Below are 13776 nucleotides of genomic sequence, written 5' to 3'. Positions count from 1 at the left end.
GTTACAGCCACTCACCGTTGCGAATCACGCCAACGGCCAGCCCTTCAATAGTGAAATTTTGCTCGCGTAGATTCACCACGATAGGGGAAAATTCGCTGTTTTCTGGCAGGAGTTCGACGATGTTGCCCTGCTTTTTAAGACGCTTAACGGTGACCTCTTCGTCAATACGCGCCACGACAACCTGGCCGTTGCGTACATCCTGAGTTTTATGGACCGCCAGCAGATCGCCATCGAGAATACCGATATCTTTCATTGACATACCGCTAACCCGCAGCAAAAAGTCGGCATTCGGCTTGAACATCGCCGGATCGACCTGGAAGTGGCCTTCGATATGCTGCTGAGCCAGCAGCGGCTCACCGGCCGCCACGCGGCCAATCAACGGTAGACCTGGTTCTTCTTCCGTCAGCAGGCGAATCCCCCGGGAGGCGCCGGAGATAATCTCGATCGCGCCCTTACGCGCCAGCGCTTTCAGGTGTTCTTCCGCCGCGTTTGGGGAACGGAACCCCAAGCGCTGAGCAATTTCCGCACGCGTCGGCGGCATGCCCGTCTGGCTGATGTGATCCCGAATGAGATCAAACACCTCTTGCTGCCTGGTCGTTAACGCTTTCATCCCGCCCCCTGGGTGTATATACAGTTATGCTGTGAGTATATACAGCTAACGGTGATTTTGGAATCAAATTTCACACAAAAATCAGGAGATTCTTTCCATTTTGCGTCCCCGATAGCCCATGGCGCCAGGGGTGATTGTCGCCGGCCGGGCAAAAGCTCATCGGGTTCGCCCGATCGCCGGGAAGACATCGCAAAGCGGAATATCTCACCACGTGGCCGCTCAGTGATAGCGAGCCCACAGTAAGAGCGCCCAGGTGATCAGCGCGATCGCAATGGCCAGCAGCACCGCCGCAGACCCCATATCTTTCGCCCGACCGGACAGCTCATGATGTTCCGGGCCAATACGGTCCACCACCGCCTCAATCGCGCTATTAAGAATTTCGACTATCATCACTATCAGGACCGAGCCTATCAGCAGCACACGCGTGATGGCGTCGACGTCCAGCCAGCAGGCTATCGCTACAGCAACAATGGCGGCGATGCCTTCTTGACGAAATGCGGCCTCATTTATCCATGCCGCACGGAACCCTTTCCAGGAATAACCTGCCGCTTTAATGATTCGGGTTAACCCAGTGGTATTATTGGCCATCAAAAGAACCTTTTTATGTAAATGACGTCAATGAGTGTACGCGTTTGCCGCGTGGCAACGGAAATTTTGCGCGCTTTCTGTTATTCTTGCCGCGCATTTGCATGATTAACCAGAGGCTTCACATCGTTTATGTCCGGCTGGCAACGAATTTACTATAAATTACTGAATTTACCATTACGGGTGCTGGTAAAAAGCAAGTCTATTCCCGCAGAACCTGCTCAGGAATTAGGGCTGGATACCTCGCGTCCTATCATGTACGTCCTGCCTTATAATTCAAAGGCGGACCTGCTGACCCTGCGCGCTCAGTGCCTGGAGCACGATTTACCCGATCCGCTTGAACCGCTGGAAATCGACGGCGCGCTGCTGCCGCGCTACGTCTTTATCCACGGCGGCCCGCGCGTCTTTACCTACTACGCGCCGAAAGAAGAGTCGATTAAGCTGTTCCACGACTACCTGGATCTGCACCGCAACCATCCTGACCTGGACGTGCAAATGGTGCCGGTGTCGGTGATGTTTGGGCGTGCGCCTGGGCGCGAAAAAGGCGAAGTTAACCCGCCGCTGCGCATGCTGAATGGCATTCAGAAGTTCTTCGCCGTTCTGTGGCTGGGACGCGACAGCTTTGTCCGTTTCTCGCCGCCGGTTTCTCTGCGCAGAATGGCCACCGAACACGGCACCGATAAAATTATCGCCCAGAAGCTGGCCCGCGTCGCGCGTATGCACTTCGCCCGCCAGCGTCTGGCAGCCGTCGGCCCACGTCTGCCGGCGCGTCAGGACCTGTTCAATAAGCTGCTGGCATCCAAAGCCATCGCCCGCGCGGTAGAAGATGAAGCGCGCAGCAAGAAAATCTCCCATGAGAAGGCGCAGCAAAACGCCATCGCGCTGATGGAAGAGATCGCCGCGAACTTCTCTTATGAGATGATTCGCCTGACCGATCGCGTTCTCGGTTTTACCTGGAACCGTCTCTATCAGGGGATCAACGTCCACAACGCCGAGCGCGTACGTCAGTTGGCCCATGAAGGGCACGAGATTGTCTACGTACCGTGCCATCGTAGCCATATGGACTACCTGCTGCTCTCCTACGTGCTGTATCACCAGGGGCTGGTGCCGCCGCATATTGCCGCCGGTATCAACCTGAACTTCTGGCCAGCAGGCCCCATTTTCCGCCGCGGTGGCGCATTCTTTATTCGTCGTACCTTTAAGGGCAATAAGCTCTATTCAACGGTGTTCCGCGAATATCTCGGCGAGTTGTTCAGCCGGGGTTACTCCGTGGAGTACTTCGTTGAAGGGGGCCGCTCGCGTACCGGCCGTCTGCTGGATCCGAAAACCGGTACCCTGTCGATGACCATCCAGGCCATGCTGCGCGGCGGGACCCGACCGATCACGCTGGTGCCTATCTACATCGGTTACGAGCACGTGATGGAAGTGGGCACCTACGCCAAAGAGCTGCGCGGTGCGACGAAAGAAAAAGAGAGTCTGCCGCAGATGCTGCGCGGCCTGAGCAAGCTGCGTAACCTCGGTCAGGGCTATGTTAACTTTGGCGAACCTCTGCCGCTGATGACTTACCTGAACCAGCATGTTCCGGAATGGCGTGAGTCTATCGATCCGATCGAAGCGGTTCGCCCATCGTGGCTGACGCCGACGGTCAACAATATTGCTTCCGACCTGATGGTGCGCATCAACAACGCCGGCGCGGCCAACGCCATGAACCTGTGCTGCACCGCGCTGCTGGCCTCTCGTCAGCGCTCGTTGACCCGCGAACAGCTGACGCAACAGCTGGAGTGCTACCTCGATCTGCTGCGCAACGTACCGTACTCCCCGGATGCGACCACGCCGACGGCCTCCGCCAGCGAGCTGATTGACCACGCGCTGAAGATGAATAAGTTCGAGGTCGAGAAAGATACCATCGGCGATATCATCATTCTGCCGCGCGAGCAGGCGGTGCTGATGACCTACTACCGCAACAACATCGCCCATATGCTGATGCTGCCGTCGCTGCTGGCGGCGATCATTACCCAGCATCGTCGTATCACCCGCGCGGAAGTGCTGCGTCACGTTGAGATGTTCTATCCGCTGCTGAAGGCCGAGCTATTCCTGCGCTGGGAAAAAGCAGAGCTGGCTGGCGTCATCGATGCCCTGGCGGCGGAAATGCAGCGTCAGGGGCTGATTGTCCTGAGCGATGAGGCAATCAGCATCAATCCGTCCCACTCCCGTTCCTTGCAGCTGCTGGCCGCAGGCGCGCGTGAGACGCTCCAGCGCTACGCCATTACCTTCTGGCTGCTGAGCGCGAACCCGTCCATCAACCGCAGTTCTCTGGAGAAAGAGAGCCGCACGGTGGCGCAGCGTCTGTCGGTGCTGCACGGTATCAACGCGCCGGAGTTCTTCGATAAAGCGGTATTCAGTACGTTAGTGCTGACGCTGCGCGATGAGGGCTATATCAGCGATACCGGCGATGCTGAGCCGGCAGAGACGCTGAAGGTCTACCAGATGCTGGCCGATCTGATTACGTCGGATGTGCGCTTGACGATTGAAAGCGTCACGCAGGATGAAGCGTAACGACTGAGACAGGCTTTCCTCTCCCCCGGCTATGGCGTTTACGCCGCACGCCGGGGGAAAGGAAGAGACTACTGCAGATAGCTCATCGCCAGACCGAGAAACACCACCAGTCCGACGTAGTTATTATTTAAAAACGCTTTAAAGCAGTCGTCCCGTTCGCGACGGAAAATCAGCTTCTGCTGCCAGAAAAACAGCCCTGCGGCGATAAACAGCGACCAGTAATATTCCCAGTGCAGCCCGTTCAGCCAGCCGATGGCGGCCAGCAGTACCAGCACCCCAATCTGCAATATCCCGATAATGGTACGGTCATGTTCGCCGAACAAGATCGCCGTTGATTTAATCCCGATTTTGACGTCATCGTCCCTGTCGACCATCGCGTACTGGGTATCGTAAGCCACCGCCCACAAAATATTGGCGAGGAACATCAGCCAGCAGCTTAACGGCAACGCTTCGCTCACCGCCGAGAAGGCCATCGGAATCGACCAGCCGAACGCCGCGCCCAGCACCACCTGCGGCAAGTGGGTATAGCGTTTCATAAACGGATACACCCACGCCAGCGCCAGCGCCGCCACCGACAGCAGGATGGTCATGGTGTTTAAGGTCAGCACCAGCAGGAACGAAAGCACAACCAGCACGGCAAACAGAAGCCGGGCCTCTTTTTCCGAGACATCGCCGCTGGGCAGCGGACGGCGGGCGGTGCGTTTAACATGGCCGTCAAACTTTCGGTCGGCGTAATCATTCACCACGCAGCCGGCGGCGCGCATCAGCCAGACGCCGGCGACAAAAACGGCCAGAATCCACAGCGGCGGAATCCCCGGCGTCGCCACCCACAGTGCCCACAGCGTCGGCCACAGCAACAGCAGCGCGCCAATGGGTTTGTCAGTACGCATCAGGCGATGAAACGCCAACAGCTTATTCTGCGCCAGACTCCTCTCCATTTTCTTTTCCTCTTAATACAGCGGCGACGCAGGCAGAAAAAGTTCTGTCAGCAGCAGCGGTTTACCGCTCAGCCGCAGGCGAGAACGACGCCCCCACAGCTCTGCTGTGCGCCCAATTTCAATAAAATCGCGGGTTAATGTCGATGACGTGAACAAATAACGCCCCAGCGGCGTCTGCCCCAACTGCTGCAGGGCCAGTTCCGGGCCGCACAGCGTCGACTCAGGCACGACCGTTCGGCCAGCGAGCCAGGGTTCACCATTGGCGCAAAGTATGATTTCCCGCAGCCAGTAACGCGCTTCATCCGGCAGCAACGCCTCTTCACCCACCAGCGCTTCCCGGCCGACGAAACCCTCGTTGACTCGATTAACACTGACCTTTTTCCCTTGTTGCTCAAAGCGTTGAGTCATTGAGTCTTCCAGCAACAGCCAGTCGCGCAGGTGCGGTTCCAGCGGGGGTATCGCGGCAAAATAGCGCAGCGCACGCAGTTGCGTAAGCGCAGGATGTGACATGCCTGATTCTCCGTTACATAACGTAGCAGCATTGTATCGCAGAATAAGCCAGTCAGGGCGGGCAAAGCGTCAAGATACGATCATCGGCGTAACAGCCATGCAACAGCAGCCGCCACGCGATAAAAAAAGGTGCGTCCAGGCGGACGCACCTAAAGGCTGTGCCTAAACATCAGCATTGTGGGGAGACGATCACCCCTTGCCTTTTACACTGCTGATAAAGGTGGAACGAGCAGATTTCGAGCCGAGGCGCTCAGCTTCGTTCATCAGTTTAAGGGCTTTATCGATATCACCTTTCGCAACCGCCTGCTTGATGCCGTTGTTAAAGTAAGTTTCCGTATCGTCAAGCATCGGTTCGCTCTTCGCAGCCGGCGCTGGCGCCGCAGCTGGAGCAACGGCCGGCGCGGCGGCTGGCGCGTTGTAGACCGGAGCCGCGGTATTACCGACGGTCACTGGGCCCGGGCCGGAGGAGCCAAACAGCGGCCCAACCAGCACGCTGGAGCCGGAAGAAGTTTTCACCTTCAGACCCAGGGTACCTTCGGTGGTATGTTTGGCAATCGGGTCCGGAATATCCGGCACCGCATTACCTGTGCCTTTGGCGTAGGCCTTCGCCGGATCGATTAATTTGGTGGTCTGCTGCAAATCCTGCGGGGTAGTAAAGACCAGCACATAGATTTTTTGCTGACCTAAAGCCGGAGTCAGGCGCATCACCCCTTCCAGGCGATCCGAGCTCATCACGCCCGGCTCCAGATAGGTGAAGTAGCTGCTTGGGAAAAACGCCGATGGCGTCATATTCTGGTCAAGAATCAGCACATTTGGCGCATAAACGCTGGTTTGCTTATTCACTTCACTGGTCAGGGTCAGGGTCAGCTCACCGATATTTGCCGGGACGCTGTAGGCCGCCACGGGGCCGACGATGCCGGGGATATTCAGCGACTGGCCAGCCGTCGCTAACTTTGTGGTTTGCGTTTTCGATTGGTCGACCGGCGTCCAGGTTAGCTGTTGTAACGCGGAAGCAGGAATGGCCGGTGCGGCAGAAGTATTCTGCGGCACGAAATTCACATCAGCAAAACTGACTGCGGGTACGCTGGCCAGCAGGCCGGCGGACAGGCAGAGGGCAACGAGACTTTTCTTCATTTTCATTGTTATCACCTCAATTCCGATGGCCAAGCGGTAGCCAGGCAATAGCCCGCTGAGCCGAAGATAGAGGGGCTTGCGCCCCTCTTTTTTGGTCATCACACGTCAGGTTGGATTACCACCAGATTTCCATCTGGGCACCGAAGGTCCACTCGTCGCTATCGCCACGGCTGAAGGTCTTCGCAGAAGTGTCGTTGTACGCAACGCCGGAGGTGTAGCCCGCACCGGAATCACCGTTCGCGTAGCCCCATTTCTCATCCCACTTGGCGTAGGTTGCGAACAGACGAATTGCCGGACGGGACCAGATGCTGTCGCCCGCCTGCCACTGTTGCGCCAGGGTAATTTTGTACTGGTTGTTGCTGTCGCCAGTTTTCTGCGACTTCACGTTGTCGTAGCCGACTTCCAGCAGGGTGCTCATGATCGGCGTCCATTTGTACATAGGACGTACGCCGACGGTCCACCATTTGGTGCCGTTGTTGTTGTCCAGGTTGATATCCTGGTACATCGCCACGTACATCATGTCCCAATCGTCAGCCAGAGAGACTGCACCGTGGTCAAGCACGCGCCACATGGAACCGTCGTTGTTGATGCTGCCGCCCTGCGGAACGCCTTTACCGTTAGAGGTCATCGCGTCGGTGGCGTACTGCAGAACAAACTTGTTGTAGCCTTTCAGGATGCTCTGGGTGTGTTCAGCGGTGAACATCCAGCCATCTTTAGACGCGTCTGGCTGCAGGTAGTAATTATCCGGAACGTTGGTATGACCGTAGTCAACACCCAGTTCCAGAGTACCGCCCGGGTTGATTTCCATCTGTGCTAAACGCACGTCGAAGACGTCGTTCGGAACGATGTTGTCATATACGCGGTTACCCAGCGCATCACGATCGGCGAAGGTCGCAGAGCCGCCAGATTCAGAAGAACGGGTCGCAGCCAGAGAGAGTTTACCGAAGCCAACATCGATGTTTTCAAGACCCGCACCAGGACCGGAGATATCCCAGTAGTAGAAGTCGATCATGTGGACGTCATGACGCTGGTAGAAGCGCTTACCGGCCCAGATGGTGGATCCTGGCAGCCAGTCGATCAGGTTTTTACCCTGCACGTTGGCTTCACGGAATGCCGGGCTGGTGGATTCCCAGTCATTTTGCTGCGATACGGAGTAGGCAACGTTAGTATCGAAGTAGAAGCTCTTATCACCTTCTTTCCATACTTCCTGACCCAGTTTTAATTCCGCATAGGTTTCACATTCGTTACCAAGACGGTATTTACTTTGAGCACCGGTTGCCTGGAAGCACTGTTGTTCACCGCCGCTACCGGTCCAGCCGATACCGGAACGAGCATAACCGTGGAAATCAACGGCCAGCGCCTGAGCAGACATAACGCCTGCCGCGACGGCGACCGCCAGTGGAAGTTTGCGCAGAGTAATCATCATTCTATCTCCTGAGATCATTGCTTTTCTTTGAACACTTCGCCCGTCGTTATGCCTGGTTGCAGCGCACTATGGGGTTCGTGTTTTTTTTTAATGGGAAGCCTTACACGCCCGGCTCTTTATGCAACCGACGACACGCCGTACCATCCTCACGGAATAAATGGCAGCGCTCTGGTGGCAAACCGATAGCGAATGTGGCTCCCTCTTCTACCAACACCACGTCGTTCTGGCGGTAAACCAGGTTTTGACGGATGGCGGGGATCTGGATATGAATTTGTGTTTCGTGACCAAGCTGCTCAACCACCTGAACGACCCCTTCCAGAGTGACGTCGGCGATATCGCTGGGCAGCAGATGTTCCGGGCGGATGCCTAAGGACATATTGGCGCCAACCTGAACGCGGGCGCTGTCCACCGGCAGCCAGACGTGCTGGCGGTTCGGCAGTTCTACCTGAACCTGCTCAATGGCGGTTGCAGTCACTTTTACCGGCAGGAAGTTCATCTTTGGCGAACCAATAAAGCCCGCAACAAAGCGATCGGCCGGGTAGTGATACAGTTCCAGCGGTTTCCCGACCTGCGCAACGCGGCCGGCGTCCAGCACCACAATTTTGTCGGCCAGCGTCATCGCTTCGACCTGATCGTGGGTAACGTAGATCATCGTGCGCCCAAGACGCTTATGCAGACGGGAGATTTCGATACGCATCTGCACGCGCAGCGCGGCATCGAGGTTAGAAAGTGGTTCGTCGAGCAGGAATACGCGGGGTTCAGCAACCAGGGTACGGCCAATCGCCACGCGCTGACGCTGTCCACCGGATAATGCCTTCGGCTTACGCTCCAGCAGATGCGCCAGCTGCAGAACTTCCGCAACCTGAGTGACGCGCTGGTTAATTAAATCTTTTTTAGCACCGGCCAGCTTGAGGCCGAAAGACATGTTTTCCGCAACGGACAGATGAGGGTAAAGCGCATAAGACTGGAACACCATCCCGATACCGCGTTCGGCCGGAGGGATATCGTTCATTCGCGCGTCACCAATAAATAAATCACCGCTGGTTATGGTTTCCAGCCCGGCAATCATACGCAGCAGGGTTGATTTGCCGCAGCCCGATGGCCCGACAAACACCACGAACTCCCCTTCCTGAATGTCGAGATTGATATCTTTCGACACCACCACGTCACCCCAGGCTTTCGTTATATTTCGCAGCTGTACGCTCGCCATCCCCATCTCCCTTCGTTACAACCTGTCACTAAAAGACACATTCAAGATGGGCTGACTATGCGGCATTCATTAACCTGGTGAATCCTCCACCCCCGCCTTTTTTATGGGGGAGGAGACGGGAGGATGAGAGATTGCCCCTCGCTGCGGGGGATGGCGTGGCAAAGCCATTTTCGTGATGCAGGTAGCAAAAATGGCCCCGTTTTTATGTGCTCCAGACCCCAATACGGGCATTTCTGCAATGCAGATCACACAAACCACGGGTGGGGCGTAGACATAGGGAGGATGGAAAGGGGTTGTTAAAAAAGGAAACTCATCACCGTTAAGCCACCTAAGTGTATCCACGAGCACATCACCAAAAAGGACTGGTATATGAAAATCAAAACCGGCGCTCGCATCCTCGCGTTGTCTGCATTGACTACGATGATGTTTTCCGCCTCTGCCCTCGCCAAAATTGAAGAAGGTAAGCTGGTCATCTGGATTAACGGCGACAAAGGCTATAACGGTCTCGCCGAAGTGGGTAAGAAGTTTGAAAAAGATACCGGCATTAAAGTTTCCATCGAACACCCGGATAAGCTGGAAGAGAAATTCCCGCAGGTCGCGGCGACTGGCGACGGCCCGGACATCATCTTCTGGGCTCATGACCGTTTCGGTGGCTATGCGCAATCTGGCCTGCTGGCTGAAATCTCCCCGGACAAAGCTTTCCAGGACAAACTCTATCCGTTTACCTGGGACGCCGTACGCTATAACGGCAAACTGATCGCCTACCCTATCGCGGTTGAAGCGCTGTCGCTGATTTACAACAAAGACCTGGTACCGAATCCGCCGAAAACCTGGGAAGAGATCCCGGCGCTGGATAAAGAACTGAAAGCGAAAGGTAAGAGTGCGCTGATGTTCAACCTGCAAGAACCGTACTTCACCTGGCCGCTGATTGCCGCTGACGGCGGATATGCGTTCAAATTTGAAAACGGCAAGTATGACGTCAAAAACGTGGGCGTGGACAGCGCTGGCGCGAAAGCCGGTCTGACCTTCCTGGTTGACCTCATCAAGAATAAACACATGAATGCCGATACCGATTACTCCATCGCTGAAGCCGCATTCAACAAAGGCGAAACCGCGATGACCATCAACGGTCCGTGGGCATGGTCGAATATCGATAAGAGCAAGGTCAACTATGGCGTCACGCTGCTGCCAACCTTCAAAGGCAAAGCGTCTAAACCGTTTGTCGGCGTCCTGAGCGCCGGTATCAACGCCGCCAGCCCGAACAAAGAACTGGCGAAAGAGTTCCTCGAAAACTACCTGCTGACCGACCAGGGTCTGGACGAAGTGAACAAGGACAAACCGCTGGGCGCCGTTGCTCTGAAATCCTTCCAGGAAAAACTGGAGAAAGATCCGCGTATCGCTGCAACCATGGCGAACGCCCAGAAAGGCGAAATTATGCCGAACATCCCGCAGATGTCCGCCTTCTGGTATGCCGTACGTACCGCGGTTATCAACGCAGCTAGCGGTCGTCAGACCGTCGATGCCGCGCTGAAAGACGCACAGTCTCGTATCACTAAATAAGAAAATGGCGGGTGGCGCTTAGCTACCCGCCCTACCACTACGGCCTGGGCCGTAGGTCAGGCGAGCGTAAGCGCGGCCTGACAAATAAGTTTTCACCGCTGTAGAGGATGATCCCCATGGATGTCGTTAAAAAGAAACACTGGTGGCAAAGCCCGCAGCTGACATGGTCTGTGATTGGCTTGCTGTGCCTGCTGGTGGGTTACCTTGTCGTTTTGATGTACGCCCAGGGGGAGTACCTGTTTGCCATCCTGACGCTGATTTTAAGCTCAGCTGGCCTGTATATCTTTACCAACCGCAAGGCTTATGCCTGGCGCTATGTCTACCCGGGTCTCGCCGGGATGGGGCTGTTCGTCCTGTTCCCGCTGGTCTGCACCATCGCCATCGCCTTCACCAACTACAGCAGCACCAACCAGCTGACCTTTGAGCGCGCTCAGGAAGTGCTGATGGATCGCTCCTTCCAGGCCGGTAAATCCTACAACTTCTCGCTGTTCCCGGCGGGAGATGAGTGGAAACTGGCGCTGACCGATGGCGACAGCGGCAAAAATTACGTCTCCGATGCCTTTAAACTCGGCGGCGAGCAGAAACTGGCCTTAAAAGAAGGTGAAGCGCTGCCGGAAGGCGAACGCGCGAACCTGCGTATCATCACCCAAAACCGCACCGCGCTGAACCAATTGACCGCCATCCTGCCTGACGACAGCAAAGTGATCATGAGCTCGCTGCGCCAGTTCTCCGGTACCCAGCCGCTGTACACGCTGGCGAATGATGGCACGCTGGCCAACAATCAGAGCGGCGTAAAATATCGTCCGAACAATGACGTCGGTTTCTACCAGTCCATCAACGCTGACGGTAGCTGGGGCGCTGAGAAGCTGAGCCCGGGTTACACCGTCGGGATCGGCTGGGATAACTTCACCCGCGTCTTTACCGACGAAGGAATTCAGAAACCGTTCTTCGCTATCTTCGTCTGGACGGTGGTCTTCTCAGTCCTGACGGTGATTCTGACCGTGGCCGTAGGCATGATCCTCGCCTGCCTCGTACAGTGGGAGTCTTTGAAAGGTAAAGCGATTTACCGTGTTCTGCTGATTCTGCCTTACGCCGTACCGTCGTTTATCTCGATTCTGATTTTCAAAGGGCTGTTCAACCAGAGCTTTGGTGAAATCAACATGATGCTCAGCGCGCTGTTCGGCATCAAACCGGCCTGGTTCAGCGACCCGACCACCGCGCGTTCGATGATCGTTATCGTCAACACCTGGCTGGGCTACCCGTACATGATGATTCTGTGCATGGGCCTGCTGAAAGCTATCCCTGACGACCTGTACGAAGCATCGGCAATGGACGGCGCCGGTCCGTTCCAGAACTTCTTTAAGATTACGCTGCCGCTGCTGATTAAGCCGCTGACGCCGCTGATGATCGCCAGCTTCGCCTTCAACTTTAACAACTTCGTGTTGATTCAGCTGTTAACCAACGGCGGTCCGGACCGTCTCGGCACCACCACGCCGGCCGGCTATACCGACCTGCTGGTCAGCTACACCTACCGTATCGCCTTCGAAGGCGGCGGCGGTCAGGACTTCGGTCTGGCGGCAGCTATCGCCACCCTGATCTTCCTGCTGGTGGGCGTACTGGCGATTGTTAACCTGAAAGCCACACGAATGAAATTCGACTAAGGAGGGCTCTGAACATGGCTATGGTACAACCCAAATCTCAGAAGCTGCGTTTACTCACCACGCACCTCCTGCTGCTGGTTTTCATCGCGGCGATTATGTTCCCGCTGCTGATGGTTATTGCTATCTCTCTGCGCGAGGGTAACTTCGCCACCGGTAGCCTGATCCCGGACCAAATCTCCTGGGAGCACTGGCGGCTGGCGCTGGGCTTCAGCGTTGAACACGCTGACGGCCGCGTCACCCCGCCACCTTTCCCGGTTCTGCTGTGGTTGTGGAACTCGGTGAAAGTGGCCGGGATCACCGCCATCGGTATCGTGGCGCTGTCCACGACCTGCGCCTATGCCTTCGCCCGTATGCGCTTCCCGGGCAAAGCGACCCTGCTGAAAGGGATGTTGATTTTCCAGATGTTCCCGGCGGTGCTGTCGCTGGTGGCGTTATACGCCTTGTTTGACCGCCTCGGCCAGTATTTACCGTTCGTCGGCCTGAACACCCACGGCGGCGTCATCTTCGCCTATATGGGCGGAATTGCGCTGCACGTCTGGACGATTAAGGGCTACTTCGAAACTATCGATGGCTCGCTGGAAGAAGCGGCGGCGCTGGATGGCGCGACGCCGTGGCAGGCCTTCCGTCTGGTCCTGCTGCCGCTGTCGGTACCGATTCTGGCCGTCGTATTTATTCTGTCGTTCATTGCCGCGATTACCGAAGTACCGGTGGCCTCGCTGCTGCTGCGCGATGTGAACAGCTATACCCTGGCCGTCGGTATGCAACAGTATCTCAACCCGCAGAACTATCTGTGGGGCGACTTTGCCGCCGCGGCGGTGCTCTCCGCCATTCCGATTACGGTTGTCTTCCTGCTGGCCCAGCGCTGGCTGGTTAACGGCCTGACGGCAGGCGGGGTGAAAGGTTAAGTTTCATCGTTATACCCGCCCCAAATTTCAGCGGAGGGATGGTGCTTTAGTTGCTGTACACGAACCCCAACCGGGTACGGCAACTACCGCCCTCAGCTGAAAAAGTAAGGCAAATGCCACTGCTATCCTCAACTGGACCCTACATAAATTAAGTTTTGTGACTGTTGGTCAGCGGCCTCTGAAGGCCGCTTTTTTTTATTCGCGTTTCAGGCGGTTGGAGTTACACAGCCACAGCGTAATCACCAGAATCAGGATCGCTGCCGAATAGATAAGCACCGCCATGGGCGATTCGTGATCGACAATAATCAGACGCACAATCGCCGTAATACCGATATAGACAAAATAGCGCAGCGGAAAGTGAAAGCCCGACTCAAAGTACTTCACAATCAGCGCGATAAATTCGAAATAGAGAAAATAGACCACCAGCCCTTCGACCAGCTTGTACTTACTGACCGGTTCCGGAGTAAACAGGACATGCGCCAGATGGAACGTCTCTTTCCCGAGGAAAACCACCAGGATGACCCCCAGGCACAGCAGCGCCAGATTCAAAACCGCCTGCATGGCGGTCGCCACAAAATTGACCAACGGACGATAGACCGACGGCATAGGCACACCTCTTATATTCGTTATTCCTGCCGATCTGTATAACGCAAAAACGTGATCCAGATCGATATTATTCGT

Annotated in this window: 12 protein-coding genes; 4 read left to right on the top strand and 8 right to left on the bottom strand. The window is 56.0% G+C overall.

The genetic code is table 11. The annotated features are described in order from the left end of the window. Position 1: 1 nt before the first annotated feature. A complete protein-coding gene (lexA, locus tag AC007G_RS17515) occupies positions 2-610 on the bottom strand; it encodes a transcriptional repressor LexA (RefSeq protein ID WP_004856448.1) in 609 nt (202 codons plus the stop codon). 219 nt (positions 611-829) lie between these two features. Continuing rightward, positions 830-1198, bottom strand: coding sequence for a diacylglycerol kinase (locus tag AC007G_RS17510; protein WP_032689948.1), 369 nt, complete (start codon positions 1196-1198; stop codon positions 830-832). Positions 1199-1327: 129 nt separating this feature from the next. Here AC007G_RS17510 and plsB point away from each other — a divergent pair, with 129 nt between their 5' ends. Then, on the top strand, positions 1328-3751 hold the full coding sequence (gene plsB, locus AC007G_RS17505) for a glycerol-3-phosphate 1-O-acyltransferase PlsB (protein WP_032689949.1): 2424 nt from the start codon (positions 1328-1330) through the stop codon (positions 3749-3751). 68 nt (positions 3752-3819) lie between these two features. Here the strand turns inward: plsB and ubiA are convergent, their stop codons facing one another. From ubiA to malK, 5 genes are all read right to left on the bottom strand, one after another. Further along, on the bottom strand, positions 3820-4689 hold the full coding sequence (gene ubiA / locus AC007G_RS17500) for a 4-hydroxybenzoate octaprenyltransferase (protein ID WP_134935689.1): 870 nt from the start codon (positions 4687-4689) through the stop codon (positions 3820-3822). 12 nt (positions 4690-4701) lie between these two features. Beyond that, positions 4702-5199, bottom strand: a complete 498-nt coding sequence (gene ubiC / locus AC007G_RS17495; RefSeq protein ID WP_004856438.1) for a chorismate lyase — start codon at positions 5197-5199, stop codon at positions 4702-4704. Between the two features lie 189 nt (positions 5200-5388). Further along, a complete protein-coding gene (gene malM, locus AC007G_RS17490; RefSeq protein ID WP_142630587.1) occupies positions 5389-6339 on the bottom strand; it encodes a maltose operon protein MalM in 951 nt (316 codons plus the stop codon). Positions 6340-6448: 109 nt separating this feature from the next. Further along, positions 6449-7759 carry a maltoporin gene (locus tag AC007G_RS17485; RefSeq protein WP_004856433.1) on the bottom strand — a complete coding sequence of 437 codons (1311 nt, stop codon included), beginning with the start codon at positions 7757-7759 and terminating at the stop codon, positions 6449-6451. Between the two features lie 100 nt (positions 7760-7859). Then, entirely contained in the window at positions 7860-8969 is a 1110-nt protein-coding gene (gene malK, locus AC007G_RS17480; protein WP_032689952.1) for a maltose/maltodextrin ABC transporter ATP-binding protein MalK, read from the bottom strand. A gap of 369 nt (positions 8970-9338) precedes the next feature. On the opposite strand from malK, the gene malE reads away from it, so the two are divergent. From malE to malG, 3 genes are all read left to right on the top strand, one after another. Further along, positions 9339-10529 carry a maltose/maltodextrin ABC transporter substrate-binding protein MalE gene (gene malE / locus AC007G_RS17475; RefSeq protein WP_032689953.1) on the top strand — a complete coding sequence of 397 codons (1191 nt, stop codon included), beginning with the start codon at positions 9339-9341 and terminating at the stop codon, positions 10527-10529. A 116-nt stretch (positions 10530-10645) separates the two neighbouring features. Further along, complete coding sequence (gene malF / locus AC007G_RS17470) at positions 10646-12190, top strand: maltose ABC transporter permease MalF (RefSeq protein WP_032689954.1); 1545 nt, start codon at positions 10646-10648, stop codon at positions 12188-12190. Positions 12191-12204: 14 nt separating this feature from the next. Next, positions 12205-13095, top strand: a complete 891-nt coding sequence (malG, locus tag AC007G_RS17465) for a maltose ABC transporter permease MalG (protein WP_015585370.1) — start codon at positions 12205-12207, stop codon at positions 13093-13095. A 195-nt stretch (positions 13096-13290) separates the two neighbouring features. Here malG and psiE read toward each other — a convergent pair whose 3' ends face one another. Then, positions 13291-13701: a phosphate-starvation-inducible protein PsiE gene (gene psiE, locus AC007G_RS17460; protein ID WP_004856423.1), complete on the bottom strand. Its 411-nt coding sequence runs from the start codon at positions 13699-13701 to the stop codon at positions 13291-13293. Positions 13702-13776: the final 75 nt, after the last annotated feature.

This window comes from Klebsiella sp. CSG-1 (genome assembly GCF_056521145.1).
This window is presented reverse-complemented; position numbering and strand designations above follow the sequence as displayed.

Coding starts and splice junctions, on each gene's coding strand:
- malG (WP_015585370.1), top strand. CDS start 12,205: ATGGCTATGGTACAACCCAAATCTCAGAAGCTGCGTTTACTCACCACG.
- malF (WP_032689954.1), top strand. CDS start 10,646: ATGGATGTCGTTAAAAAGAAACACTGGTGGCAAAGCCCGCAGCTGACA.
- AC007G_RS17510 (WP_032689948.1), bottom strand. CDS start 1,198: ATGGCCAATAATACCACTGGGTTAACCCGAATCATTAAAGCGGCAGGT.
- ubiA (WP_134935689.1), bottom strand. CDS start 4,689: ATGGAGAGGAGTCTGGCGCAGAATAAGCTGTTGGCGTTTCATCGCCTG.
- malK (WP_032689952.1), bottom strand. CDS start 8,969: ATGGCGAGCGTACAGCTGCGAAATATAACGAAAGCCTGGGGTGACGTG.
- psiE (WP_004856423.1), bottom strand. CDS start 13,701: ATGCCGTCGGTCTATCGTCCGTTGGTCAATTTTGTGGCGACCGCCATG.
- ubiC (WP_004856438.1), bottom strand. CDS start 5,199: ATGTCACATCCTGCGCTTACGCAACTGCGTGCGCTGCGCTATTTTGCC.
- lexA (WP_004856448.1), bottom strand. CDS start 610: ATGAAAGCGTTAACGACCAGGCAGCAAGAGGTGTTTGATCTCATTCGG.
- malE (WP_032689953.1), top strand. CDS start 9,339: ATGAAAATCAAAACCGGCGCTCGCATCCTCGCGTTGTCTGCATTGACT.
- AC007G_RS17485 (WP_004856433.1), bottom strand. CDS start 7,759: ATGATGATTACTCTGCGCAAACTTCCACTGGCGGTCGCCGTCGCGGCA.
- malM (WP_142630587.1), bottom strand. CDS start 6,339: ATGAAAATGAAGAAAAGTCTCGTTGCCCTCTGCCTGTCCGCCGGCCTG.
- plsB (WP_032689949.1), top strand. CDS start 1,328: ATGTCCGGCTGGCAACGAATTTACTATAAATTACTGAATTTACCATTA.